The organism is Kordiimonas sp., assembly GCF_965216265.1.
Lineage (GTDB): Bacteria > Pseudomonadota > Alphaproteobacteria > Sphingomonadales > Kordiimonadaceae > Kordiimonas.
Window position 1 is genome coordinate 531,943 of the sequence record NZ_OZ244153.1, and the last position, 24,260, is coordinate 556,202.

Here is a 24,260-nt window from a genome sequence, read left to right on the forward strand (position 1 = left end):
TGCGCCTACACAGCCACTGGGGCCTTGATATGGGGGTGAGGATCATAATCCTCGATCCTGATATCATCATAGGTAAAGGCGAACAGATCCTTCACATCCGGGTTCAGCCAAAGCTTCGGCAACGGCCTTGTTTCGCGGCCAAGCTGCAAATCTGTCTGTTCGATATGGTTGCTGTAGAGGTGCGTGTCACCAAAGGTGTGAACAAAATCACCCACCTTCAGCCCACATACCTGCGCCACCATATGGGTGAGCAGTGCATAGGACGCAATGTTGAACGGCACACCGAGGAAAACATCAGCGCTGCGCTGATAAAGCTGGCAGGAAAGCTTGCCATCAGCCACGTAAAACTGAAAGAGGCAGTGGCACGGCGGTAGCGCCATATGATCAACATCCGCCACGTTCCAAGCTGAAACAATTAGCCGTCTGCTGTTTGGGTTGTTCTTGATCTGCTCAAGCAGTCTGGAGATCTGGTCAACGCTCTCGCCATTTGGTGTTGGCCAACTACGCCATTGGTGGCCATAGACCGGGCCAAGGTCACCATTCTCGTCCGCCCACTCATCCCAGATGGAAACACCATTGTCTTTCAGGTATTTCACATTGGTATCGCCCGCTATAAACCACAGCAGTTCATGAATTATGGATTTCAGGTGGAGCTTCTTTGTGGTGACAAGTGGAAAACCTTCCCCAAGATTGAACCGCATCTGATGACCAAAAACGCTGTAGGTGCCGGTGCCTGTACGGTCCCCCCGAAACACTCCCTCTTCCCTGATACGCTGAAGCAACGCGAGGTATTGCTGCATGGTGCCCCCTGAACAACTTTGACCGACATGAAAACATTCAACCAAAGCTATAGGACGTGGTCAGGCCGGAGGCAATAGCCGGGAGTATACAACCGGCATTTTATGAAGCACCAAAAGCCTTGAACAATGGCCAAGGCACGACAAACCACAGCCCGTAGGGGCAGCCTGTTTCAGCTTAAGAACCGCTAACTCAGCATCAGTGTTGCAATGCTGGTCCGTGCAGATGTACATCGCGGCCGGAATGACGCCGCAATATTTCAAGCGCGCGGCTTTCCTGCTCCCTGCTGCCGGTTCGCACCCACAACAACAGCCCACCCAGCGCCTGCTCACTTCGGATACGCTTCCGGCTCTCTGAAGCACGTTTGGTGGCGAAATATCCGCCACCCAGAACGCCAATAACACCCAAACCCACGATTAGCACGATAGCTTCCCATGTTGCCAAGCCATGGCCAGAAGCAATAGCGGCCCCCACCAGCAACAGGACATAGACCGGCGCCACTATCATCACCATGAAGCCACTTGTCTTGCTGTCTTTGTCAACAAAGGCCTCGCGTGGTACGCGAGCATCATCTTCAAGTGTGTTAACATTCTCAATCGGATGTTGGATCGCTGCTTCAACCACCGAAGGATCAGCAGGCCTTGAGATCGCAGCATTCGAAAAGCCGTGACACTCAAGGTCATCAACAGCTGATTGCATATCTTCTTCGGTGTCAAACAAGGCAACGGCTTCACGCAGGTTGCCTCTTGGTCCGGTCTCGCCAGACCAATCCCAGTGTCCTTGCTCCGTCATGGTTTTTCTCCCATCACTCGTTCACAAGATCACACCAGTATGCCACAAATCGCCTCTTTTCTCGAATCAGAAAAACACAGCCTCAATGCCGGTTTATCCTTTAAATCGCCGCAAAGATTGCTTATATCCACTGTGCTGGGTTTCCAGCTATGGCGATAAACGGCGCATTGAGTACGTATTACGGACCCGGGGGCAGTGCCCGGCGCCTCCACCAGGAACGGCCAGAGATCCATGTCTGACCTTTGCTGACGGGGGCGAACCAGGATCGACGTGTATCGAAAGATGTTATGCCTTTCGCCCAGGATGGCACCGCTGTAATGGGCCACCTTTAATAAATGCTAACGACAATGACGTCGAGTTCGCTGTTGCTGCGTAAGCAGTCACAAGGACTACATTTATAAATTCCTGAGGGTTGACGCCTTCAGGTGGGGGTTGGGCCACCTAGCAACAGAACGGCCCACTTCTCTTCCCCTTAAATCACCTTATGAACCTAGCTTCGGTTGGACGAATCCGTTTTTGGTTTGCGCTCAGTGGTCACTAAATAAGAACCGCCGAGCGCGGGTCACCACTCCCGGCTCGGCGGTCTAAGATCTCTACCCGGTGGTCCTGAATAGCCGGATAGAGACACCAGAGACTTATATCTTCAGCAGTAGTGCACCTCTGCCGGCACATCGTCCTGCGCGCCATCAATCATGGCCTGTGTTTCGGCATAGGTAAGTGCGAACAGGATGTCCTCATATGACAGACCTGCGATTGCGTAGAGCAGCCTTGCTACCGCCTGCTCAAGAACAGCTCGGCGAGTATTATGGCCAATTGCCGTAATCGCGTCGCCGTGTGGCACACCAATGGCATATTCCACCCGCTCAACGATCGATTCCACCCGCGCTGGGTCAAGTTGCCCGAACAGGAAAAATAGTTGCTCAGCAGCCTTGTTGATGATGGATGGCTGCACCGGGCCTAATCTGGTATCCGCTATAGTCATACTGCAATCTCCAACTGCTCTTCCTGCAATGAGCCTGCCTGCAGCACACTGCCTTCAATGTTGCGGTTCTTCGCGACAGTCCTGTAGTCGCGTTCGTTCAAGTCAATCAGAAAGGCGAGCACAACCTCACCGTCTGAAACTGATGGCAGACCAAGCGGTGTTACATCCCAGCCAGCTTTCAAAATGGTCGGAAAAAGCACCATGCTCGCCACACAACTGACGTGCGTGATCTCAGACATCAGGGCAAATTCGTATAGGCCACAGACCAGCTCAGACACCGTGCGGTCTCGTTCCAGCATCAAATGGCGGCCGGTCAGGCTGTAAAAGCGCGAAATTTCCCAGGTTGTCTTGCCGGTTGGGACGCCCTCAGCACACAGGCCAGGGAACACTTCACTCATCAGATGCGGCTTGGCTGTGGGAAGGAGGCGCATGGCGCCCTTGAGTTTACCTTTGCTGTCTATGCACAGAAGATAAACAGTATCGGGACGGTCGAACTGATCGCGCTCTATCCCGTCGGCACAATCAAGTGTCCATCCCATCTTCTCTACAAAGACATCATAGCGTTGCTGCCAAAGCTCTCTCAAATAACCTTTGTATCTGGCTTTGTTATGAGCACCCACGACGTGGATCATATTAGCCTCCTTGGTGATTTAGGTGGCCTCCATGATCGGATTTCCCGGGGTAGCGGGCTATTAGCTAATCAGACTAGGTTTTTCCACCGCGTTGAATATTAACTACCCAGAGTAGAAATTTGTCGCCAGGAACGCCTTGACCACTGCCTGAAGGCGCGTGTGCACGCCCAGCTTGCGCTTTGCATTCTCAATATGCGCATGCACTGTACGCTCGGCGATGTGGAGGATGCTGGAGATTTCCCAGTCCGTTTTTCCAGCCGACACCCAGCGCAAACATTCAAGCTCCCTAGGGCTTAACTCCTGCCGGTCAGCCGTCGGGTGTTGTCCTTCGTCCCCGAGCTTGACGGCCCGGTCATGCATGTAAACGCTCATAAGGTGAAGAGCATGCTCAACGGAAGGGTCATGCTGGCTGTATTCACCCACGATGTTTACGGCGCCAGGATATGAGCCAACCACATGAATGGGAACAGTAACTCCGTACACAAGGCCAGCGTCTTCTGCCTCATCAAAGAAGCGTTGCTGCTCGCCGGAGCGGCCTTTCACAACGGTTTCATTTTCCCAGTTGAACGGCATGCTTGTGCCAAGGGAAAGCTGAAGGATCTTGTCGATCCGATCATACTTCTTTTCAAGATAATATTTGGTCCAGTCGTCTGGATAATGGGCGAGAAAGACTGCGTTTTCAGGCAAGGTATCAAATGCGACGCAGGAGACACAGGCGTAATGATCAAAGCCAAGCCGCGCGGTGCTTGTTTGAAACAACTGGCCAAGACTTTCGAGGTCGCCGGTCGTTTTGGCTCCATCAATAAAATCGAGCGCGATTTGAAAGCTTTGAAGGTTGCCCATATCCTACCTTTCAAGCACGTCACCATGGCACCGCTCGCCAGGCAGCACCTCTCTCTTCAGCTCCTTGCCCCAATACAGCGGGACCAATCAATTTGTACGATTCCCCAATCGTTCACACCTTATAGCCCGCGGGGGCCATCTCAGTAAATTAAATTGCTCAAAAATGCCTTCACAACGGCCTGAACCCGAGAGTTAACCTCCAGTTTTGCTTTCGCACCTTCAATATGGTTGTGGACGGTACGTTCAGCGATGGAAAGAATGCCCGCAATCTCCCAGTCTGTCTTCCCTGCTGCCACCCACTGCAAGCATTCCCGCTCACGCGGTGTGAGCTTGATCAGGGGCCGCATCGCTCGGTTTTCTTTTTTTGCCAACCTGAGCGCAGCATCATGCAGATACACGCTCATCAGGTGAATGGAATGCTCAGCGGCAGCGTCAACCTGTCGTTTTGAACCAACAACGTTAACCGCACCGGGAAAGGATCCAACAATATGTATGGGCACGGTGATACCGAACAACATGCCCTCGCCCGTGACTTTACTTGAGGTTCCCTCTTTATTTCCCGTTGTTCCTGGGGCATCAAACAGCGCGCCGGAACTATCCCAATTGAAGGGCATATGTTCCTTTAGAGAGACCTGCAAAATGCGGTCCGTGCGACCAAAATGTTCTTCTAGATAGTGATTGGACCAATCAGCTGGATAGTCGGCTATAAAAACCGCGCCCTCTGGCATGGAGCCGAACTCAACACAGGATATACAGGCATAATGGTCAAAACCCAGCGGTCGATAGGACTTCTGGAACGCAGCGCTCAGCGCCTCCAGCGTTTTCACTTTCTTGGAAGCTTCAATAAACTCCACTGCCAACCGAAAATATTCGAGATCCATACGCCAAGTTCGCTTACCAGTGTGCTTCGCCATTCACCGATACGCTATTCAGTGTATCAGCTCCAACGACGCGACCTTCAAAAAATCCAGCTCATCACCCACCTAAGCTGTTGAAGATCATCAAAAAAGCCGTCTTATAATAACGGCGCTGTTGGTGACATAAACCTTAACCTCGAACGAGATATACAGAAACAGGTCTTTTTACACTAATTTCCGTTTAACGATTAAATAACACCCTATGCGCTAATTTTGACGACGCACATTCAGAGTTTTTTTTGATACTTTACGGGAAAAAGCCTGAAATATCCCTTCACGCCTATCCGGCTTGGCATTATAAGGAGCCCAAACCGAGTGTATTGTAACGGGGAGCTTGGCCAGCATGTCAGATACTTATATTGATTATGATGCAAAGGTGCAGGAAGCACTTCGCGGAGTTGTTCGCGCTGTGTTGACTGATACCGAGAAGAATGGCTTGCAAGGCGAGCATCATTTTTATATCGCGTTCAAAACGCAGGCTGATGGTGTTGATATACCTGCTCATCTGGTCAGTCGCTTCCCGGAAGAGATGACCATCGTGCTTCAGCACAAATTCTGGGGCCTTAAAGTAGAGGAAGACCATTTCATGGTTGGCCTTTCTTTCAACCAGAAGCCCGAGCATCTACACATCCCCTTCGATGCAGTGGTTGGTTTTGTCGACCCTAGTGTACAATTTGCGCTTCAGTTCCATGAAGATGCTGACTTTGACGACGAAGACGCCGACGCGGCTGACTTTGAAGACGCACCTGAAGGCGCAATCGCGGATGTAAGTAGTCAAGACATCGCAGGTGATGATGTGCCTGCGGACGACACACCCGCAGAAGGCACCAGCGGTACACAAACCGGCACCGATAACGTGGTAACACTCGACGCTTTCCGGAAAAAATGACCATATCCGGCGCCGACCACTCAGTATTCTGTCAGCACTAAAGCCCGCCTTGGGCTCCCAAATTGAAAGAGACGTCCATCATGAGCGATTGGTCTTACAGCGATCTTTTCCAGTCAGGAAAGGATAAAACCCCTTATCGCAAACTCACCTCAGACTTCGTCTCCACCGTTAATGTGGATGGGCGAGAAATCCTGAAGGTTGCTGATGAAGGGTTGGAGCTGTTGGCACGTGAAGCCATGTCCGACATCGCTCATTTGCTGCGCCCCGGTCACCTGCAACAGCTCGCGAACATCCTCAAAGATGACGAGGCAAGCGAAAACGACCGTTTTGTCGCAAAGGAGCTACTCAAAAACGCGAATATCGCAGCAGGCCGCATATTGCCCGGCTGTCAGGACACTGGCACTGCCATCATTGTTGGCAACAAAGGCCAGCATGTATGGACAGACGGCAACGATGCCGCACCACTGACCAAAGGCGTTATGCGCACGTATACGGAAACCAACCTGCGCTATAGCCAGATGGCTCCGCTTTCCATGTATAAGGAAGTAAATACCAAGAATAACACGCCAGCTCAGATCGATATCTACGCCAACGAAGGTAACGAATATAAATTCCTGTTCCTCGCCAAAGGCGGCGGAAGCGCGAACAAGACTTTCCTCTTCCAGCAGACACCCGCCACACTCCGCGAAGACCGCATGCTCGCATTTCTTGAGGAGAAAATCAAAACTCTGGGTACCTCAGCCTGCCCACCCTACCATCTTGCGATTGTGATTGGTGGCCTCTCGGCCGAGCAGAACCTTGCGACAGTGAAAAAGGCCTCTGCGCGCTACTACGACGAGCTTCCCACCGAGGGTGACGTCACAGGCCGCGCCTTCCGTGACGTAGAGATGGAAGAAAAAGTCCACAAAATGACCCAGAAAATGGGCATTGGCGCTCAGTTTGGCGGTAAATATTTCTGCCACGACGTGCGTATTATCCGCCTGCCACGACACGGCGCTAGCCTACCCGTGGGTATCGGTGTTTCCTGTTCAGCTGACAGGCAAGCCAAAGGAAAAATCACCAAAGACGGCATTTTCCTGGAACAACTTGAAGCCGACCCGGCAAAATATTTGCCTGAGGTCGTGGACGCGCATCTTTCAGAAGAGGTGGTGAAAATCGACCTTAACCGACCGATGAAGGACATTCTGGCGCAACTGACCCAATATCCCATCAAAACGAGGCTCAGCCTCTCCGGCACTATTGTTGTTGCACGTGATCTGGCGCATGCCCGCATTCAGGCCATGATGGAAGACGGCGCAGAAATGCCTGCCTACTTCAAAGATCATATCATCTATTATGCTGGCCCCGCGAAAACACCTGAAGGCTACGCCTCAGGCTCCTTCGGCCCAACAACGGCGGGCCGCATGGACAGCTATGTTGGTCCCTTCCAGAAGCTGGGCGGCAGCATGATCAGCCTCGCCAAGGGCAACCGCTCCCGTGAGGTGACAAAAGCCTGCGGTGAGAATGGCGGCTTCTACCTTGGCTCTATTGGCGGCCCCGCCGCCATCCTCGCGAAAAACAACATCCGCAAGGTTGAAGTACTGGATTTTGAAGACCTTGGCATGGAAGCCGTATGGAAGATTGATGTGGAAGATTTTCCAGCCTTCATCGTTGTTGACGACAAGGGCAATGACTTCTTTAAAGACCTTTAAGCCCCAGGGGATGTTGCAATGACTGTGACGATCAGGGATGCAGCGTCCGAAGCTGACCTAAAGGCGGCCTATGCATTGATTACCGCATTGGCCGCCCATGAAAACGCAAGCCACTATCTTAAAGTTTCAGAAAACGCTTTTACAGAAGGGGCACTTTCGCACCCTCCCCGCTTTCATGTCATGGTAGCGGAAGAGCATAGCAAAATTCTTGGTGCCGTGACCTATACCTCTCGCTTCCACATCTGGTCTGGCAAGGATGTCTTGATCCTTGATGATCTGTATGTTGACCCTGCCGCGCGCGGCAAAGGTCTAGGTGGTAAGCTCCTTAACGCCATTGGCCAAATTGCCAAAAAGCGCGACCTGCCGGTAAAGTGGCAGGTCAACACTGATAACGAGGGCGCCATCCGCCTTTATAAGCGGATGGGGGCTGATTATTCAGAGCGTGGTGTTTGCTTTTGGCGCCCGGAGAAAATCAGCTAGCCCAGTATAACCTTCGTGGCTTTTTCAATCGCCGCAAGCGACCGGTCAACATCCGCTCCCGTCGTGCGCCAGCTTGATACACTGATGCGGATGGCGTGCCGCCCCTTCCAGACAGTTGGCCCAAACCAGCATTCACCAGATTCTTCCACATGTGAGCGGATTGCTACCAATTCCTCTGCGCTTCCGATTGTAGCTACGACCTGATTGAGCATCACATCATTCAGCACCTCAAAACCGATGGCGCGCAGACCGTCTGCAAAGTACCGCGCATGAGCACAGCACCGGTCGATCATAGCTGCGACACCGCTCCGCCCCAGTGTCCGGAGTGCGGCCCACACCTCCACACCGCGCGCACGACGGGAAAACTCAGGCACCATATCCTTTGGCGCATTTTGGCCATCTGCCCTGAAATAAGGCGCCGTTGTTGCCATGGCCTGGTGCAGCATTGAAGCATCACGACATAACACGATGCCGCAGTCATATGGCGTATTCAGCCATTTATGCGCGTCGGTTGCGAAGCTATGCGCCAGTTCAATGCCCTTGAAATACTGTTGATGGCTTTCAAGAAGCTTGGCCCATATGCCAAAGGCCCCGTCAACATGAACCCACGCGCCAACTTTCCCGGCTTCCTTTGCGATCTCGCCAATAGGGTCAATCGCGCCAGTGTTTACATTTCCGGCTTGGGTGCAAACGAGCGTAAGTGCATCAAGTGTTGGAATTTCTTCGAAGATCATGGCGCCATTGCTATCTGTCGGCACTTTAATGACCCGGTTTTTGCCAAACCCAAGCATGGAAAGCGCTTTCTCAACTGTCACATGCACTTCTTCAGAGACCACAACCTTGACCTCCGGTGCGCCATACAGGCCCTGCTCTTCCACATTCCAGCCTGCGTTAGAGAGAAGCGCAGTACGGCCCGCCGCCAGCCCCGTAAAGTTTGCCATGGTCGCGCCCGTGGTCATACCCACACCGGTTGATGCGGGCAAATCAAAGAGGTCAATAAGCCAACCACCCGCGACGGTTTCGAGCTTTACACCCGCGGGCGAATTCATCTCGGACGACGGGCTTTGGTCCCAGGCTGTTGCAAGCCAGTTTGCCGCAACGGTTACTGGCAAAGCGCCTCCAACCACAAAACCGAAATACCGGCTCCCGGTTGTGACTGCTGTGGCGGGGCTGCCTACCCGGTGCAACAGATCAAGCGTTTCTTCCGCGCTCGCGCCATCCACCGGTAATCTTTCGTCAAAACCAGCCAGTCCGGCTCGCGCCTCTGCGCTCGGAAACACAGACATCTCAGGCACATTTGCCAGATAATCTTGAGCCAAACTCGCCGCGTGCTTCAAATCGCGTTCATAGGTCGTATCCATCAAACTGCCTCGCTTATCGCTGTTTTAAACCGGTTAATGGCGTCTTCATCGCGCCTGTAAAATACCCAGCCCTTTTTTCGGGTAGGGAGGATAAACCCGGCAGCCACCAGCACCTTGAGGTGCCGGGCGGCCGTAGGCTGGCTAACCTCAAGTCGTTCTGTCAGCCAGTTCGCGCACACGCCGTCTGTAATGAGATCACCGTCCACCTGTGGCGGAAAATTCGCAGTAGGGTCTTTCAGAAGCTCAAGAACATACAAACGCTTGTCGCTCGCGAGCGCCTTTAACCCTGTCTCAATATCTACATACATAGCCATATAGCTTAATTGCTATATTATGAACTAGATATCAAACAAGAAGTAGTTTTAAGCATCAAAAGGATTTCTATTCACTCTGCCCAACTGAGAGCACTTGTAGCGCGCCGGGCTATCCGGCGCTAAAGGTGAAGCTCAAAGTCAGCTTCTGCCACGGAAACGCCGTTGATGATAATTTCAAGCCTATGAAGCCCTTCATAGTAGCGGCGCGTGGTAATGGGCTTGATTACGTGACGACGTTCAGCCTTCAAGCCACCGTCCTTGAGTTTCGCGTCTTTCCATTTGAAGACTTTTGGAGCCGTCCCCCCGTTCGACTTCACAAAATGAATAGCGTAATCGACCATTACCGGCGCCGCTTTATCCGGCGCCCTGACATTGATGTCGAATTCAAGCGCGTCTCCAAACACTACCTTCGGGGTCAAGACAGAAAGTTCGCAGGTAAGCCCCTCAACGGCTTTGTATCCAAAGGCCGCAAGCGTGTTCTCGTCCCCAGCTTTCAAAAGCGTTCTGCAAGCATGGCGAACAAGGCGCACGCGCTCAACAGACGCTCCTTCAAGCCAATCATGCGCGATCGCTGCCACCATCGCGGGGTGGTCCTTGGCTATGTCATTCAAGCTATTGGCGACCGAGCGACGAACATAGTCCTCCCCATCATCCCGTAACGCCTTCAGGAATGGTAATATGGGCGCGGGGTCAACAACGAACTCATTGAGCCGAAGGCCCCAAGGCAAACGGGGTCGTGTCCCCTCACTCACCAAACGCCTTACGTGACGGCTTCGGTCGTCCACCCAGCCATTGAGCACCGAAAGCGTGTAGTCCCGATGTTCAACAAGAAACGGCCGGATAGCAAACTCGGCAGTAAAACGCTTGGTCACCTCCTTAAGAAGCGGCAGTGCTTTTTCAGGTTGGTGCAGCCCTCGGTGGGTAACTAGGTCAGTGACAGGCCACGCAGCAAACCCCATCAAGCCGGTGCCGTCGAACGTAAGACCCTCCCCGTTTGGGTCTTCACTTTCGTGAAGGCTCGCGAGCACCACTTCTTCAAATTCATCAAATGGCGCTGGCAGGGTCTGGTCGAGCGCATGCATGATCTGGGTCGCGCGTTCTTTCAACTCAAGTGTGTCAAGCCCGGTCGTCGACAGCTCTATAAACCGCTGTTTGTCAAAGCCCTCGCAGGCTCGCTCGAATATATCGGCTGTTTTCCCAATAAGGTCTTGATTGAAGTAATTTTTGAAAGGTTCCACCGTGTTTCTCGCTGTGGCTCAATTGTATTTGTTCTATTTTTGTTCTTATTGTTTTCTGCATCAAGCGTCAAGCTGCTTGACCAATTTTCACCAAGATGCAAGATCGCCGCATGTACGATCTTGATGATGCAAAGCTTGAGAAACACTCGGTGACCCTTTCGGGGCACCGTACATCAATTTCATTGGAGGTTTGTTTCTGGCGGCACCTGCGAAAGATTGCCCAAGACCGCAAGACATCAGTGAACGAGTTGGTTCGCCAATTGGACGAAGCGCGGAGCGGCTCCCTTTCAGGCGCCATCCGCGCCTTTATATTGCAGACGCTGGAGAAAAAGACGCCAACCGGCTAGGTGCCGTCACCGTCTTTTTCTTCTTCAGCCTTTTTGGCCTCAGCTTCTTTCTTCTTTTTTTCTTCCTGCGCTTTTTTCAGGTTGTTCAGGAAACCGAACGCGCGGCTAAACACCTCACCGGCAGGGTTGTTAGCGGCCTCACCAGTGGTCGCTTCGCGGTTTTCCTGCTCTTTGAACAGGCTGGTGCGGATGCGTCGTTCGATACCCGCAATCACAAAACTTTCAAGCGCGCGGCTTGTCCAGTTCGTGGAGGGGTTGTTGAGGGAGCCCGAGTATTTAACCGGGATAACCGGTGCATCTTGCGGACTGGTCAGATTGAGCTGCCCCTTCAGGTCCATCAAGCTCTCGCTAAAGTTCACCTGCCCATCGAGAGACAAGGCACCCCAAGGGCCACTTGCGGAAAGTGTCTCAACAAGTGCCACACCGCCATCAAGTGTGAAGCGTGTCTCAAGGGCCGCGAAATTGGTTTTACCTTGCCGCAGGAAACCTCCGATTGAGGTGAGGAACCCGGTGGGTGTTGAAGCTTGCGACATCTCCCGCACAAGCGAAGGTACACTCAGAAAGTTCAAGGCGCCCGCTCGGCCGGTAATTTCCCCTCGGCCACGCAGTTTACCCAGCATGGCTTCCGGTGTCTCGCCGCTTGCATTGAAATTGAAGTTGAAGGATGCCACACCATCAGCAATCCTGCCGAACCCCTCTGACAGCAGCATGGATGCGATATCCAGTTCTTTGACAACAATGTTGCCCTGCACCGTTGGCGCTCCGCTGACATCGAGATCGACCGCAACCGTCACAGGCTGACCATTGAGCAGAGCACTACTGCCGAGATCAAGCCTGATCAAGCCATCACCAGCGGTGAGCGCCGCACCCGGTGCCTGCACCTTCTGGCCCGCAAGAGTAACGCCTTCAAGGGCCAGATCAACCTGGCCGGAGTAGCCACGTAGAGCCTCGAAATTGAAGGGTTCGCCTTCCTGTGCCGGTGCGGGCTGCTTATTGGCCGCGTTCCCTGTCAGGTTATTGAACACAAAGCCTGAGCCCCTGAGCCTGCCATATAACCGGCTTTTGTTGTCTGAGCCCACGTTACCCGCGATTTGCGCGTCTCCGTTACGAACGTCCAGCGTCTCTAGCGCCCAAGCACCTTCCGACAGGCTTACGTTTGCCGCAACACGAAGCGGTTGGGCCGGGTTTGGTACAGTCATGGCAGGCAAGAATTTACGCGCCGCGGCCTGCGCACGCTTGTGGTCATAGGTAACCTGCCAGGTGCTTCTGCTTTCGCCCTGTTCGCCCTTGGCAAGCAATTGGCCGCCTGCAAATTCGCCACTGATATCCATCTTGATGGGGGCATTCGCCTTTTGACTGGCACTGAAGGTCAGGTCTGCGGCGGCACCACCATTGATTTCAAACCCGGTTTGGGAGGCCAGCGCCCGCAGGTTCTCATGTTTGAGCGTGCCGCGGATATCAAACGCGAGCGGACTATCCGCCACATACGCAACGGTGCCGTTCGCAGCTATCTGCCGGGCCTCACCGTTTGATGCGTTGGCGGAGAGATGCAGGTTGGAGAGAGGGCCTGAAAGCCTGAAGCTACCATCAAAGCCGCTCATGCCACTCGCCCGAATAAAGGGCTGCATGTCGGGCATTACCGCCAGCACGAAAGGCATCGGCCAGTCCGCCAGCTTCGCGTCACCGTCTATTTCTATGTCGGAGCCTGCGGGGCGCAGTTGCGCGGCCAATTGCAGTGTGCCCTTGCCGCCTTTCAGTGTCAGCGAATTTACCTTAACGCCGGAGTTGGCGACTTGCGCATCAACACTGAAATCCCGGAACGATTGTCCCGCCCATTGAATGGCAGATGCCTTAAAACCGAAGCGTAACGTGCTTTCCGGCAACATGGCAAACAGCTCGGCTGTTTTTTGCGCGGGTTCAGCCGCTGTTCCTGCGGAAGCCGGTTTATTCTCAGGGAGATAGGCGTCCAGATTAATGTTATCGGCCTGCAGGGTCACATTTGTTGGCCAACCGCCGTTCAGGGTCCCCACGATACCACCACTGATGTTGGTCGTATCCAGTCGGCTTTTGATGTTGGATACCAACCACCGGCTGCCATCAAGCTCCAGCTTTCCAGCAAAATCCGCTGTAGCGAGACGCCCGGGCGCCAATTGCCCGCTTGGGTCATAGCCGAGCCAGCGCAACATGTCCTGCAAGTTGCCCGAGGTCGCGTTCAGGTTGCCGCTGCCACGCATATCAGCCCCGATACGACCAGAGAAATTGACACTGGTTGCACCAGGGAAAAGCGCCTGCGCGTCACCGACGAAGAGGCCCGCATCACCAACGCCGAGTGCGAAATCTACCTGCTGGATCAAACCGTCCAATACGCGAACACCTTCAATGGTGACATCAATGCTACCAGAAACAGGCAACTCCGGTGGTGCCGCTGTGTTGCTTGCCTGCTCTGTGCTTGGCGAGCCACTCGCCTGTTGCACAGCGTCCATCCACGGCTGAAGATCAACAATGCCGAGGGAGAGCGTGCCACCCACATGGGTTTTACCCGTACGTTCAGCCAGTGTCAGATCAACCCGGCCCTGTGTCTCCGCAGCCTTAAATGTACGAGAGGTTACACGGGTCACGCCGGAAGTGCGCTCAACTTGCAAATCAAGTTCAAAGGCCTCGTTCGGCAACATAGCGCTACCTGGCGTGCCTGTACCCATGGCAGTTGCGGCGGCCACAAAGCGCCCCAGCGCGTCACCACCCAGCTGTACCCGGCCTGCAAAACTGCCGTCGTCCAGCCTGCCTGAAATATCCGCCAAACCACCTGCAAGCGCTGCCTCTACTTTCACAGAGGTCACACCCTCTTCACGGGAAGGCCTGAGCTTACCAACAGTCGTTACCTGCTGGCCTGCTGTTTTTAACCCGCCCTCCCACTCAAAGGGCCCGTCAGGCAAGCTGCCGGAAAAGTCGAGCTGTATTTCTTCAAAAACACGCGTCGTACCGTCAGCGTTCATAAGGGTGATTTTGCCGCCCTGAAGTTCCAGCCGGTTTAACTTGATAGGTGCTGCGGTTTCAGCCACCTCATCTTCAGCCGGGGCCTCCGGCCAGCCGCGAAGGCTGATGCTGCCGTTCTCGCGTTCTTCAAGTGTAACCGCCAGACCGTTCAGGCCCAGATGCTGAATATCCAACCCACCCTTCAGGAGCGCCGAGATACCAAGCCTTGCCTCAATCAGCTCTGCCGTCGCCACAGGCTCGACCACACCATCCTGCATCGGGAACATTCGAACTTGCTCGGCAGACATTGATGGCCTCGGCAACAAGCCAAGCCGAATATCGCCCGCGAGTTCCACGCGCATGCCGGTTTGCTCTGAAATAAGAGAAGCAAGCCTGCCGCGATACTGATTCCAGTCAAGAAATCCAACCGCAACGGAAGCTATCACGACCAGCCCGACCAGGCTGCCCACAAGCCATGTAAGGATTTTTGTGATTTTGCCTTTTTTCATTCCAATCCTCCGTTGCACGCCACGCGCATCTCCACCGTCAGAGTGCGCAATGAGAACGCTGAATGCAAGTGACCATCCCAAGTATTCACATCAATTAGGCAAGCTTACGGCGAAAATTCTTAACCTTTTGAATTTCTGACACTAAGCTGCGGAAAAGACACTTGATTTGGGTACCATGATCACCAGAAGAACACCGCAAATAGCTTTTCATTTGGCAACCACACGGCCCTTTATGGGCGAGACCTGTTTCAGCATGACGAGGAATCGCTAATCATGCCGCAGGAGCATATCAAACGTAACTGGTTCCAACGGCAACGGCGACGTATCCGAGCCTCGCTTTTTAGCGCAGGCGGATATGAATTTGGCGCCATCACGGCCATAGCGGCCTTGGTTGGCGTGATTGCAGGCTATGCCGCTATCGGCTTTTACCTGGGCATCGGTGAACTCCTTTTATTCAGCTTTGGCCAAAATGAAGCCGAACTCGCGACAGGCGCAGCTTCTCTACCCTGGTACCATCTCATTGCCATTCCGGTTATTGGCGGTCTTGTTGTTGGGCAACTGTTACGTTTTTTGCCCACACACCAAACCCGCGCCGTATCTGACGTGATTGAAGCGGCGGCCATCCGGGAAGGCAAACTTAACTTCAAGGAAGGTTTTGTAAGCGCAGGAACAACGCTGATTTCTCTGGGCTCTGGCGCATCCCTTGGCCGCGAGGGGCCGGTTGTGCATATAGGCGCAACACTGGCAGCGGTTGTCACCCGCATATTACACCTCAACCCGTCCATCGCGCGCACCCTGCTTGGGTGCGGTGTTGCGGCAGCTGTTGCTGCATCTTTCAATGCGCCCATCGCCGGTGTTTTCTTCGCGCTTGAAGTTATTATCGGGCACTATGCCTTGCACGCCTTCGCCCCTGTGGTGATTTCCGCCATCGCGGGCACACTTATCAGTCGCGCGCATCTTGGCAACTTCCCAGCGTTCCACACAGCCGAATATGCCATCACAAGCTTTTGGGAGTTTCCCGCGTTTTTCATATTAGGTATCGCATCAGCATTGGCGGCGGTCATTTTCATGTCGGGCCTCGACTGGGCTGACAAAATACGTGGCAAAATCAGCAAGGTGCCCTATTGGCTTCAACCGGCTATCGCGGGGCTCTGTGTTGGTTTGATCGCGCTTTATTTCCCCGAAGTTCTGAGCGTGGGGTATGAGGCAACAAGCAAGGCACTAAACGGCGAGTATGGTTTTGAACTGCTAATTTCGCTCGTAATTGCAAAAATGGTTGCCGCCATCATTTGTTATGGCGGCCGGTTTGGGGGCGGGGTCTTCTCCCCTTCCCTCTTCTTGGGCGCCATGGTTGGCGGCGCGTTTGGCATCGCCGCTGGCGCCGTGTTCCCTGAGCTTGCATCCACGCCCGGCCTTTATGCGGTTGTTGGCATGGGGGCCGTAGCATCCGCCGTACTGGGCGCGCCCATTTCAACTATGCTTATCGTGTTTGAGATTACCGGGGACTATAATGTCACCATTGCAGTCATGATCGCATCTGCCGTTGCCAGCATGGTCACCAGCACCTTTTATGAGCGATCCTTCTTCCTGATGCAGCTTGCAAACCGGGGGATCCGGCTTGAAGGCGGCAAAGCGACCTACCTTTTGAAATCCGCCCGGGTAGCAGATCATATGACACGCGACTTTTTCACCGTGCGCGACACGGAACCCGCCATCAAGGCGCGTGAGCTTCTCGTTACCCAAGGCGGCGGCATGCTCATAGTCACAAACGAGACCGGTGCCATGGTTGGTGTTCTGAGCTTTGGCCAACTGCCTGCGGACATTTTTGAAGGCGACACTGCCCGCACCCATATCGTGGGCGAATATATGCGTGACCTTCCACAAACCGTGAAGGCAAACCAACCGCTTCAAGTCGCGCTGCATAAACTTGATGTCAGCGGGGAGGAAACACTGCCGGTGGTCTCTGCCGACAGCAGCCACACAGTTGTCGGGCTTATCCGGCACCGCGATGTAATGCAGGAATATAATCGTGCCCTGCTAGAAAGCCAGGGCGGCGACACCCGCCTGCGCCGCCGTGTTTAAACTCGCCTGTGAAGAATTTCACCCCACACCATCGCCGCCCTTTTCGTGCCTCCCATTGGGTGCTATAGACCCCCAATGATGAGCGACCCTTTTGACCTTGATGATCTGGATAACGGCGACACCCAAGCGCCTGCCCCCGCCCTAGCACCGCGCGCCGATATCCCGCCGCCGTATATTGAAGGCTTGAACGCGCCTCAGCGGGAAGCGGTTTTGGCGACAGACGGTCCGCTTCTGGTGCTGGCAGGTGCGGGCACTGGCAAAACCCGCGTCCTCACTACAAGGCTCGGTCATTTGATGGCCACGGGCCGCGCGGCACCCTGGAATATCCTTGCAGTTACCTTTACCAACAAGGCCGCCAAGGAGATGCAAAACCGCGTTGCGCGCGTTATCAACCGCCCAGTTGAAGGTATGTGGATTGGTACGTTTCACTCGGTCTGCGTGAAAATATTGCGCAAGCATGCAGAGCTTGTCGGCCTCAAATCCAACTTCACCATTCTTGATACCGATGACCAGATCAGGCTGCTCAAGCAGCTGATTCAGGCCGAGAATATTGATGAGAAACGCTGGCCCGCCCGCACGCTCGCGGGGCTTATTGATCGCTGGAAAAACCGCGCGCTCTCAACAGCCAAAGTGCCCCAAGGGGAAGCTTTTGCCTTCGCAAACGGGCTGGGCAGCACACTTTATGAACAGTATCAGGAACGCTTGCAGGTCCTGAACGCCTGTGACTTTGGCGACCTTTTGATGCATGTTATCACGCTGTTCCAAAGCAACCCGGATGTACTGCGCGAGTATCACAATCAGTTCCGTTATATTCTGGTGGACGAGTACCAGGATACCAACGTTGCACAATATCTGTGGCTACGGCTGCTGGCACAGGCTTCCAAAAACATCTGCTGTGTGGGCGATGACGACCAGTCCATCTACGGCTGGCGCGGCGCCGAGGTTGGGAACATCCTCAAATTCTCTACCGATTTTCCCGGTGCCAAGGTTGTCAAGCTTGAGCAAAACTACCGCTCCACCGGTCACATTCTGGCCGCTGCGTCACGTCTGATTGCAGGCAACGAAGACCGGCTCGGCAAAACACTGTGGACCGATCAGGATGACGGTGAAAAACTCGACATCCGCGGTGTATGGGACGGCCCAGAAGAAGCCCGCGCCATCGGTGAAGAGATCGAAAGCCTCCAGCATAAAGGCAATAAACTTAGCGAGATCGCGATCCTTGTCCGCACTGGTTTCCAAATGCGTGAGTTTGAGGAACGCATGATCACGCTTGGCCTACCCTATCGCGTTGTGGGTGGACCGCGTTTCTATGAACGTGCTGAAATTCGGGACGTTATGGCCTATCTGCGCGTGATCTCCCAGCCTGATGATGACCTGGCGTTTGAACGTATCGTGAATGTGCCCAAGCGCGGCCTCGGCACAACTGCAGTGCAAAAAGTGCATCACCTCGCGCGGTCCCACGGCATTTCGATGACGCGGGCTGCCCGCCAGATCACCGGGCTTGATATGCTGAGGCCACAGGCCCGCAAATCACTCACCCGTTTGATGGATAACTTTGACCGTTGGCGCGGCCTGCTACATAGCCACAGCCACACCGAAGTGACAGAAATGCTGCTCGAAGAATCGGGCTATATGGAGATGTGGCAAAACGATACATCGCCTGACGCCGCTGGCCGGATCGAGAATATCAAGGAAATGGTTTCCTCAATGGGGGAATTTGAGAACCTTGGTGGCTATCTTGAGCATATCGCCCTCGTTATGGAAAATGACAGCAACGAGACGCAGGAGAAGGTGACACTGATGACCCTTCATGCGGCCAAGGGGCTTGAGTTTGATACTGTTTTCCTGCCGGGGTGGGAGGAAGGCCTGTTCCCTAATCAGCGCGCGCTGGACGAAACCGGCGTACGTGGGTTGGAGGAAGAACGCCGGCTCGGCTACGTGGGGATCACACGGGCGAAACAAAAGGCCTATATCTATTTCGCAGGCAACCGGCAGGTGTTTGGCCAATGGCAATCCAGCCTGCCCAGCCGCTTCATCGAAGAACTTCCCGGCGAACATGTGGAAATGGAATCGGCGCAAGGACTATACAGCGGCCGAAGCAACCGCGGAAGCTGGGGCGATACCTATGACGACTTTGGCAGTGGTGGCTCTGACGGATACTATACCTCATCCGGCGATAAATACGGGCCGGGCTGGCAGCGCGCACAAAACTGGCGGCAGCAACAGTCCGGCTATGGCCGAAGCAATAAGACCATCGATATGCCCACCACGACAAGCCGAAAGCCAAAACCGAAACCACAAGTTAGTGACATTGCGGTCGGGGAGCGTGTTTTTCACGATAAATTTGGCTATGGCATCGTCGAGGATGTTGAAGGCAACAAACTTCTGGTGGCTTTTGATAAAGCTGGCAGCAAACGTGTTGTCGATACCTATGTCACCCGCGCCTGAGGGCTTAAGGAGCTTCCATGTCTGAAATCTGGTGCCTGAAAGGCGAACTGACGCTTGAGCGCGCGGAAGCGCTTGAAGCACTTCTGGAAGTGATGGGCGAAGAGCGCGGTGCGTTTCCGCCAACCCTGTCCTATTTTGAACAACCCGGGCAACCCTTATGGATGGTTGAGATATTCTTCGCCGAAAAGCCCGACGACAGGTTTGTACCAGAGCTTCTTGAACGTGCTGACCTTACCAATTGGCAGCATGACTTTGCAGCCGTAGAGAACAAGGACTGGGTGAGCGAAAGCCAAAAACTGCTTTCGCCCGTTGAGGCAGGCCGGTTCTTTGTGTTTGGCGCGCACGACAAAGACAAGGCACGTAGGGAAGGCATCAACTTGCAGGTCGACGCGGGCCAAGCCTTCGGCACAGGCAAACACGAGACAACAGCCGCCTGCCTTGAGGTTATAGACAGCCTGGCGAATGAGATTACCCCTCACAAGATACTCGACCTGGGCACAGGCTCTGGTGTGCTTGCTCTTGGTGCTCATAAGGTTTGGGCAAATGCGCATGTTGTCGCGAGCGATATCGACCCCATCGCCATTGTGGTTGCGGACGAGAATATCGAGATTAATGCTGGTGTTTCCCGCAAACCGGGCGAAAACAAAGCGGGCATCGCCACCGTGGTTGCCGCCGGACTTGATGATCCCGCGTTCAAAGGCGACAGTCCTTTTGACCTGATCGTCGCCAATATCCTCGCAGGGCCATTGATAGACCTGTCAGCCGATATCACGGACGCACTGGCGGCAGGCGGCACTCTGGTGCTTTCGGGCTTGCTCGTGACCCAGAAAAAAGAAGTCCTCGACGCCTATAAGGCTCGAGGACTAGTAACTCTGGGCAGAGTAGAGAAAGGGGAGTGGCTCGCGCTTACATTGCGCAAGCCATAAGCCTCATAAAGAGACCTGAGGATCGCAGCCTCGGCGGTTATCCCGCCAGGCCACTTGGGGAAATTCTTAGTGAGCCAGTGCACCGCCACCGAAGGCACCGCCACCCATGCCGCCAAAACCGCCGCCAAGGCTGCTTGGACGGGTAATTTTGAACTGGATAGGTTTGCGAACTGGTTCAGCGCGCATCATGCCGTTTGCGGTCATCAACGTGAAGAAATCACCTTTGGCTGTCAGGTCCAATGCAAGCTCGGAAACGGTTTCTTCTGCAGTTACCAGAAAAAACTCTTTATCTTTGCGGCCACACACGGCGCCAGGCACTTTGCCATTCGCTGCCATCAAACCCATGAAGCTATATGCTTCGAGCGTTACAAATTCATTTGCTACTTTTGCCATCGGTAATCTCCTTAACCAATCTCGCTGCTTATTCTTATTTGTCAGCCCTTGCTGACGCCGCTTAGATAGGCCTGTTCGATATGATTAAGAAGGCGTTAAATTTGCGTGGTAGCCATGCATAAAACGCATAACTATATTCAATTACCTTCCCGCATGACGCAGGTCACATTTTGGTAACAAAAAGGCAGCCTGGTGACATTTCGGCGAAAGAAGTGAAATAATTTAGCCTGCAGGCCGAAAGGCAATAACAAACATGAGTATGGCTAATAAAACCGTCCAAAGCGCAATGCCACCAAGGACATAGGGGGTTGCCATGCGCCGCTCAAACCACAGGCGGGGCTGAATACCCTTGGCAAGGAAAACCAGAAGGCCAGAGAGGTTCACGCACACTACGTTTACCACCAGCAGCAAGAGTGCGCCGTAAGCCAATTTAAGCTCGCCCTGCCCCAGCATAAACCCAAATGTCGCTGCAGGCGGCAGCAACGCAACAGCAACCATAACCCCCACAAGGGTCATCGATAGCCCCGACGTCAGCGACAGCACACCAGCAACACCAGACGCCGCCGCAAGCGCAATACCACCAAGGCCAACTTCTGTCCGGCTCATGAGCTCCCAGCTATCAGGGAGTTCTGGCCAAACGAATCCAATCAGTGCAGACACTGCGACCGCGAGCGATATCCCCGAAAAAGCTGTCACAAATGACTGTGTCATCATCTCTTTGTTGCCAAGTGACGTGCCAAAGGCAAAAGCGAGGTTGGGCCCCAGAAGCGGCGCGATCACCATCGCACCAATCACGACAGCCACATTGTTTTGCATCAAACCAATAAGCGCCACAATGGTCGACAGGAACGTGAGAATCATGAAGTTCATGTCGAGCCGGGCGCCTTGGCCCATCTTCTGGAACAACTCTTCCCGTGTGTCAGCCGTTCCTTCCTGCTCTACATGCGGCAAAGTGGTCTCAACTGGCAGGATGGAAATTCGGGCTTTCGATGAAAGACTAAGAAGCTGCTGAAGCGCGTCGATAGCCTTTTGCCTGTCTCCGGACCGGGTGAGCAGGAAAAAGAGCGCGTGGTCCTCATCAAGCGCCACACCCTTATGATAGGAAATGACGCATTCATGCGATGTCGAGATGGCTTTGATGTTGGCCTCTGCCGAGATCGGCGCTGTAATCTGCAACATTTTGAGTGACATAAGCTTCCCTGTCCTTGCCTGGAGGAAAGCCTAATGCAGCCCTATCCGCACCACAAGAGGCGTTATTCCTAGGTCGCTATGAAAGCCAACCACTCGTCCTCGTTCATGGTACGCACGCCGAGGTCCGCCGCTTTCTTGAGCTTTGAACCCGCACCAGGACCAGCCACAACGATATCGGTTTTTTTGGAAACAGAGCCTGCAACCTTGGCACCGAGCGACTCTGCTTTTGCCTTGGCTTCGCTGCGTGTCATTTTCTCTAGGCTACCGGTAAATACCACGGTCAAGCCGGTGACCGGGCTGTCGTTTGCTTGCGCTGCCATCTCATTGATGGAAAGCAGGCCAATCAGCCGTTCAAACGCTTTGCGGTTCTTTGGCTCGGTATAAAAATCCTCAATGTTGAGAATGGCATCAACACCAATGCCGTCGATGGCTGCTAGCTCCTGATTGGTGGTATAGAGTGCGCGGGCTGTATCAGAAGGAAAGCGGAAATTATCACGCTCCAGAAACGTTGCAACCGTCTCAAGATGCGTGAGTTTGATATTATCACCCTTAAGCTGGCCCGCAGTTATCCGCTCTACGCGTTCTTTCACAAGCACAACGTAGGCATTTGGGTCAGCAAGTAAATCACCGGGGCGAAGTGCATCTTCAAATGCCTTCAGTGAGCCAAACTTCATCAGCACATAGTTGAGGGACGAAATTTCCTGCGGGCTGAATTCTTTTTCCAGCACCTCAATAAGGGCGAGTACATCTTTAAGGTAAGTAACCAGCGCATCTATCCCGCCAAAATGGCGCGCTAAAAGCTTGGCTGTCTCCTGGCCAATGCTCGGGATGCCTAGGCCAAAAAGGAAACGGTGAAAATCGATATTCCGACGCTCTTCAATCGCGGCCATAAGGTTATCGACTGACTTGTCACCCCACCCTTCTTTACCTTTCAACTCATCAACCTTGGCTGACAGCTCGAAGATATCACCCGGTTCACTGACCCAGCCCCAGTTCACAAAAGCCTCGATCTGCTTGTTGCCAAGGCCCTCAATGTCAAACGCGTTACGGCTGACAAAATGCCGAAGCCGCTCAACAAGCTGCGCGGAGCATATAAGCCCGCCAGTACAGCGTACCACCACGTCATCGCCCTCAGCCACAGCTTGGGAGCCACAAACCGGGCATTCCTCGGGAAAATCGAATGGGACAGATTCTGCCGGGCGCTTCTCCTGCACCACCTCAACAACCTGAGGGATCACATCACCCGCACGCTGGATAATCACAGTGTCGCCGATGCGCACGCCCAGACGGGCTATCTCGTCCCGGTTATGAAGTGTGGCGTTCGAGACCACCACGCCGCCCACAGTCACCGGTTCAAGTTTCGCAACAGGTGTGAGCGCGCCCGTGCGACCCACCTGAATATCGATATCCCGGAGGATTGTTGCCGCTTTTTCAGCGGGGAACTTGTGGGCGATGGCCCAGCGCGGCGCACGCGCCACCATGCCAAGCCTGTCCTGCAGGTCAAGTCGGTCCACCTTGTAGACGACACCGTCGATATCATAGTCGAGCGTCGCACGCTCTGCTGCGATCATGTCATAATGCGCAATGGCTGCATCAGCACCGTCGCACATCTGCATCAAAGGGTTCACATCAAAACCCCAAGCTTTGAAAAGCTCGATCATGCCCATTTGCGTGGTGGCTGGCATCTCGGACACCTCACCCCAGGCGTAGGCAAAAAACTTCAAAGGGCGCGACGCCGTGATGCTGCTATCCAACTGGCGTAAGCTGCCCGCGGCGGCATTGCGCGGGTTCGCAAAGACCTTGCCGCCCTTTTCCTCCTGCGCCTTATTGAGCGCGAGGAAATCAGCCCTGCCAATATAAACTTCGCCCCGCACCTCGATCACATCAGGCCAACTGTCTCCCGCGAGACGCTCGGGGATTGTCTCAATGGTGCGTGCGTTAGCGGTGACATTCTCGCCAACCGCGCCGTCGCCCCGGGTTGCGGCCTGAGTGAGCTCCCCTTTTTCATACCGAAGGGCAAGCGAGAGACCGTCGATCTTTGGTTCAGCCGTCAGCGCTACACTGTCCGCCGCACCTAGTCCCAAAAACCGCCGCACCCGCGCCACAAATTCCGCCACATCTTCGCCACTGAAGGCGTTCTCAAGTGACAGCATGGGGCGTGAATGAGTAACCTTTTCAAACTTGCTGGCACGCACTGCCGCACCCACTCGTTTTGACGGACTATCCGTTCTTACAAGCGCTGGGAACCGCTGTTCTATTCCTTCATTTCGCTTCCGTAACAAATCATAGTCAGCATCTGAGATAACCGGAGCGTCCTCGCCATGATAGCGCTGGTCATGATAGGATATCTCCATGGCGAGACGAGCGAGCTCAGCTCTGGCCTGCTTTTCATTCAGGTCATCAACTGGCAAATCCCCGACCGGAATATCGCTGTCCTCAGCCATTTTAATCCTC

At 54.1% G+C, this 24,260-nt stretch carries 20 protein-coding genes and 1 other RNA gene; 8 read left to right on the plus strand and 13 right to left on the minus strand.

Features of this window, described 5'->3' with window-relative positions; genetic code table 11:
* Positions 1-5: 5 nt before the first annotated feature.
* Complete coding sequence (locus tag ACOOGA_RS02450; RefSeq protein WP_417460127.1) at positions 6-800, minus strand: thymidylate synthase; 795 nt, start codon at positions 798-800, stop codon at positions 6-8.
* Positions 801-996: 196 nt separating this feature from the next.
* Positions 997-1,590 (minus strand): hypothetical protein, encoded by a 594-nt coding sequence (locus tag ACOOGA_RS02455; protein ID WP_417460128.1) that lies wholly within the window; start codon positions 1,588-1,590, stop codon positions 997-999.
* Positions 1,591-1,685: 95 nt separating this feature from the next.
* Between ACOOGA_RS02455 and ssrA the strand changes: the two genes are divergently transcribed.
* Positions 1,686-2,052: a transfer-messenger RNA gene (gene ssrA, locus ACOOGA_RS02460) on the plus strand.
* 181 nt (positions 2,053-2,233) lie between these two features.
* On the opposite strand, the gene ACOOGA_RS02465 is transcribed toward ssrA, so the two are convergent.
* The 4 genes from ACOOGA_RS02465 to ACOOGA_RS02480 form a co-directional block, all read right to left on the minus strand.
* A complete protein-coding gene (locus tag ACOOGA_RS02465; protein WP_417460129.1) occupies positions 2,234-2,572 on the minus strand; it encodes a hypothetical protein in 339 nt (112 codons plus the stop codon).
* The gene (locus ACOOGA_RS02470) at positions 2,569-3,204 is read right to left on the minus strand and encodes an acyl-homoserine-lactone synthase (RefSeq protein ID WP_417460130.1); all 636 of its coding nucleotides are present in this window, start codon (positions 3,202-3,204) and stop codon (positions 2,569-2,571) included. The genes ACOOGA_RS02465 and ACOOGA_RS02470 overlap by 4 nt, the downstream gene beginning before the upstream one ends.
* Positions 3,205-3,306: 102 nt before the next feature.
* Positions 3,307-4,047: a LuxR family transcriptional regulator gene (locus tag ACOOGA_RS02475; RefSeq protein ID WP_417460131.1), complete on the minus strand. Its 741-nt coding sequence runs from the start codon at positions 4,045-4,047 to the stop codon at positions 3,307-3,309.
* A 140-nt stretch (positions 4,048-4,187) separates the two neighbouring features.
* Entirely contained in the window at positions 4,188-4,961 is a 774-nt protein-coding gene (locus tag ACOOGA_RS02480; protein ID WP_420429432.1) for a helix-turn-helix transcriptional regulator, read from the minus strand.
* A gap of 346 nt (positions 4,962-5,307) precedes the next feature.
* On the opposite strand from ACOOGA_RS02480, the gene ACOOGA_RS02485 reads away from it, so the two are divergent.
* The 3 genes from ACOOGA_RS02485 to ACOOGA_RS02495 all read left to right on the plus strand — a co-directional run bounded on the left by ACOOGA_RS02485 (position 5,308) and on the right by ACOOGA_RS02495 (position 8,024).
* Positions 5,308-5,853 carry an SspB family protein gene (locus ACOOGA_RS02485; protein WP_417460133.1) on the plus strand — a complete coding sequence of 182 codons (546 nt, stop codon included), beginning with the start codon at positions 5,308-5,310 and terminating at the stop codon, positions 5,851-5,853.
* Between the two features lie 80 nt (positions 5,854-5,933).
* On the plus strand, positions 5,934-7,544 hold the full coding sequence (locus tag ACOOGA_RS02490) for a fumarate hydratase (protein WP_417460134.1): 1,611 nt from the start codon (positions 5,934-5,936) through the stop codon (positions 7,542-7,544).
* Positions 7,545-7,562: 18 nt separating this feature from the next.
* Complete coding sequence (locus ACOOGA_RS02495) at positions 7,563-8,024, plus strand: GNAT family N-acetyltransferase (protein WP_417460135.1); 462 nt, start codon at positions 7,563-7,565, stop codon at positions 8,022-8,024.
* On the opposite strand, the gene ACOOGA_RS02500 is transcribed toward ACOOGA_RS02495, so the two are convergent.
* The 3 genes from ACOOGA_RS02500 to ACOOGA_RS02510 form a co-directional block, all read right to left on the minus strand.
* Entirely contained in the window at positions 8,021-9,385 is a 1,365-nt protein-coding gene (locus ACOOGA_RS02500; protein ID WP_417460136.1) for a pyridoxal phosphate-dependent decarboxylase family protein, read from the minus strand. The two genes, ACOOGA_RS02495 and ACOOGA_RS02500, sit on opposite strands and share 4 nt — an antisense overlap.
* A complete protein-coding gene (locus tag ACOOGA_RS02505) occupies positions 9,385-9,699 on the minus strand; it encodes an ArsR/SmtB family transcription factor (protein WP_417460137.1) in 315 nt (104 codons plus the stop codon). The genes ACOOGA_RS02500 and ACOOGA_RS02505 overlap by 1 nt, the downstream gene beginning before the upstream one ends.
* Before the next feature lie 119 nt (positions 9,700-9,818).
* Positions 9,819-10,937, minus strand: coding sequence for a DNA alkylation repair protein (locus ACOOGA_RS02510; RefSeq protein WP_417460138.1), 1,119 nt, complete (start codon positions 10,935-10,937; stop codon positions 9,819-9,821).
* A 110-nt stretch (positions 10,938-11,047) separates the two neighbouring features.
* Between ACOOGA_RS02510 and ACOOGA_RS02515 the strand changes: the two genes are divergently transcribed.
* Entirely contained in the window at positions 11,048-11,284 is a 237-nt protein-coding gene (locus ACOOGA_RS02515; RefSeq protein WP_417460139.1) for a ribbon-helix-helix domain-containing protein, read from the plus strand.
* On the opposite strand, the gene ACOOGA_RS02520 is transcribed toward ACOOGA_RS02515, so the two are convergent.
* Entirely contained in the window at positions 11,281-14,766 is a 3,486-nt protein-coding gene (locus ACOOGA_RS02520) for an AsmA family protein (RefSeq protein ID WP_417460140.1), read from the minus strand. The two genes, ACOOGA_RS02515 and ACOOGA_RS02520, sit on opposite strands and share 4 nt — an antisense overlap.
* Before the next feature lie 273 nt (positions 14,767-15,039).
* Between ACOOGA_RS02520 and ACOOGA_RS02525 the strand changes: the two genes are divergently transcribed.
* The 3 genes from ACOOGA_RS02525 to ACOOGA_RS02535 all read left to right on the plus strand — a co-directional run bounded on the left by ACOOGA_RS02525 (position 15,040) and on the right by ACOOGA_RS02535 (position 20,222).
* Entirely contained in the window at positions 15,040-16,848 is a 1,809-nt protein-coding gene (locus ACOOGA_RS02525) for a chloride channel protein (RefSeq protein ID WP_417460141.1), read from the plus strand.
* Positions 16,849-16,926: 78 nt separating this feature from the next.
* Positions 16,927-19,296, plus strand: coding sequence for an ATP-dependent helicase (locus tag ACOOGA_RS02530; protein WP_417460668.1), 2,370 nt, complete (start codon positions 16,927-16,929; stop codon positions 19,294-19,296).
* 17 nt (positions 19,297-19,313) lie between these two features.
* Positions 19,314-20,222 carry a 50S ribosomal protein L11 methyltransferase gene (locus tag ACOOGA_RS02535; RefSeq protein WP_420429434.1) on the plus strand — a complete coding sequence of 303 codons (909 nt, stop codon included), beginning with the start codon at positions 19,314-19,316 and terminating at the stop codon, positions 20,220-20,222.
* A 66-nt stretch (positions 20,223-20,288) separates the two neighbouring features.
* Here ACOOGA_RS02535 and ACOOGA_RS02540 read toward each other — a convergent pair whose 3' ends face one another.
* From ACOOGA_RS02540 to ligA, 3 genes are all read right to left on the minus strand, one after another.
* The gene (locus tag ACOOGA_RS02540) at positions 20,289-20,615 is read right to left on the minus strand and encodes a hypothetical protein (protein ID WP_417460143.1); all 327 of its coding nucleotides are present in this window, start codon (positions 20,613-20,615) and stop codon (positions 20,289-20,291) included.
* Between the two features lie 222 nt (positions 20,616-20,837).
* Complete coding sequence (locus ACOOGA_RS02545) at positions 20,838-21,806, minus strand: TIGR00341 family protein (protein WP_417460144.1); 969 nt, start codon at positions 21,804-21,806, stop codon at positions 20,838-20,840.
* Between the two features lie 68 nt (positions 21,807-21,874).
* Positions 21,875-24,250, minus strand: a complete 2,376-nt coding sequence (gene ligA, locus ACOOGA_RS02550; RefSeq protein ID WP_417460145.1) for an NAD-dependent DNA ligase LigA — start codon at positions 24,248-24,250, stop codon at positions 21,875-21,877.
* Between the last annotated feature and the right edge of the window lie 10 nt (positions 24,251-24,260).

Bases quoted from the DNA above. Each gene is read 5' to 3' on its own strand.
- ACOOGA_RS02450 (WP_417460127.1), bottom strand. From the start codon at position 800: ATGCAGCAATACCTCGCGTTGCTTCAGCGTATCAGGGAAGAGGGAGTG.
- ACOOGA_RS02455 (WP_417460128.1), bottom strand. From the start codon at position 1,590: ATGACGGAGCAAGGACACTGGGATTGGTCTGGCGAGACCGGACCAAGA.
- ACOOGA_RS02465 (WP_417460129.1), bottom strand. From the start codon at position 2,572: ATGACTATAGCGGATACCAGATTAGGCCCGGTGCAGCCATCCATCATC.
- ACOOGA_RS02470 (WP_417460130.1), bottom strand. From the start codon at position 3,204: ATGATCCACGTCGTGGGTGCTCATAACAAAGCCAGATACAAAGGTTAT.
- ACOOGA_RS02475 (WP_417460131.1), bottom strand. From the start codon at position 4,047: ATGGGCAACCTTCAAAGCTTTCAAATCGCGCTCGATTTTATTGATGGA.
- ACOOGA_RS02480 (WP_420429432.1), bottom strand. From the start codon at position 4,961: ATGGCGAAGCACACTGGTAAGCGAACTTGGCGTATGGATCTCGAATAT.
- ACOOGA_RS02485 (WP_417460133.1), top strand. From the start codon at position 5,308: ATGTCAGATACTTATATTGATTATGATGCAAAGGTGCAGGAAGCACTT.
- ACOOGA_RS02490 (WP_417460134.1), top strand. From the start codon at position 5,934: ATGAGCGATTGGTCTTACAGCGATCTTTTCCAGTCAGGAAAGGATAAA.
- ACOOGA_RS02495 (WP_417460135.1), top strand. From the start codon at position 7,563: ATGACTGTGACGATCAGGGATGCAGCGTCCGAAGCTGACCTAAAGGCG.
- ACOOGA_RS02500 (WP_417460136.1), bottom strand. From the start codon at position 9,385: ATGGATACGACCTATGAACGCGATTTGAAGCACGCGGCGAGTTTGGCT.
- ACOOGA_RS02505 (WP_417460137.1), bottom strand. From the start codon at position 9,699: ATGGCTATGTATGTAGATATTGAGACAGGGTTAAAGGCGCTCGCGAGC.
- ACOOGA_RS02515 (WP_417460139.1), top strand. From the start codon at position 11,048: ATGTACGATCTTGATGATGCAAAGCTTGAGAAACACTCGGTGACCCTT.
- ACOOGA_RS02520 (WP_417460140.1), bottom strand. From the start codon at position 14,766: ATGAAAAAAGGCAAAATCACAAAAATCCTTACATGGCTTGTGGGCAGC.
- ACOOGA_RS02525 (WP_417460141.1), top strand. From the start codon at position 15,040: ATGCCGCAGGAGCATATCAAACGTAACTGGTTCCAACGGCAACGGCGA.
- ACOOGA_RS02530 (WP_417460668.1), top strand. From the start codon at position 16,927: ATGAGCGACCCTTTTGACCTTGATGATCTGGATAACGGCGACACCCAA.
- ACOOGA_RS02535 (WP_420429434.1), top strand. From the start codon at position 19,314: ATGTCTGAAATCTGGTGCCTGAAAGGCGAACTGACGCTTGAGCGCGCG.
- ACOOGA_RS02540 (WP_417460143.1), bottom strand. From the start codon at position 20,615: ATGGCAAAAGTAGCAAATGAATTTGTAACGCTCGAAGCATATAGCTTC.
- ACOOGA_RS02545 (WP_417460144.1), bottom strand. From the start codon at position 21,806: ATGTCACTCAAAATGTTGCAGATTACAGCGCCGATCTCGGCAGAGGCC.
- ligA (WP_417460145.1), bottom strand. From the start codon at position 24,250: ATGGCTGAGGACAGCGATATTCCGGTCGGGGATTTGCCAGTTGATGAC.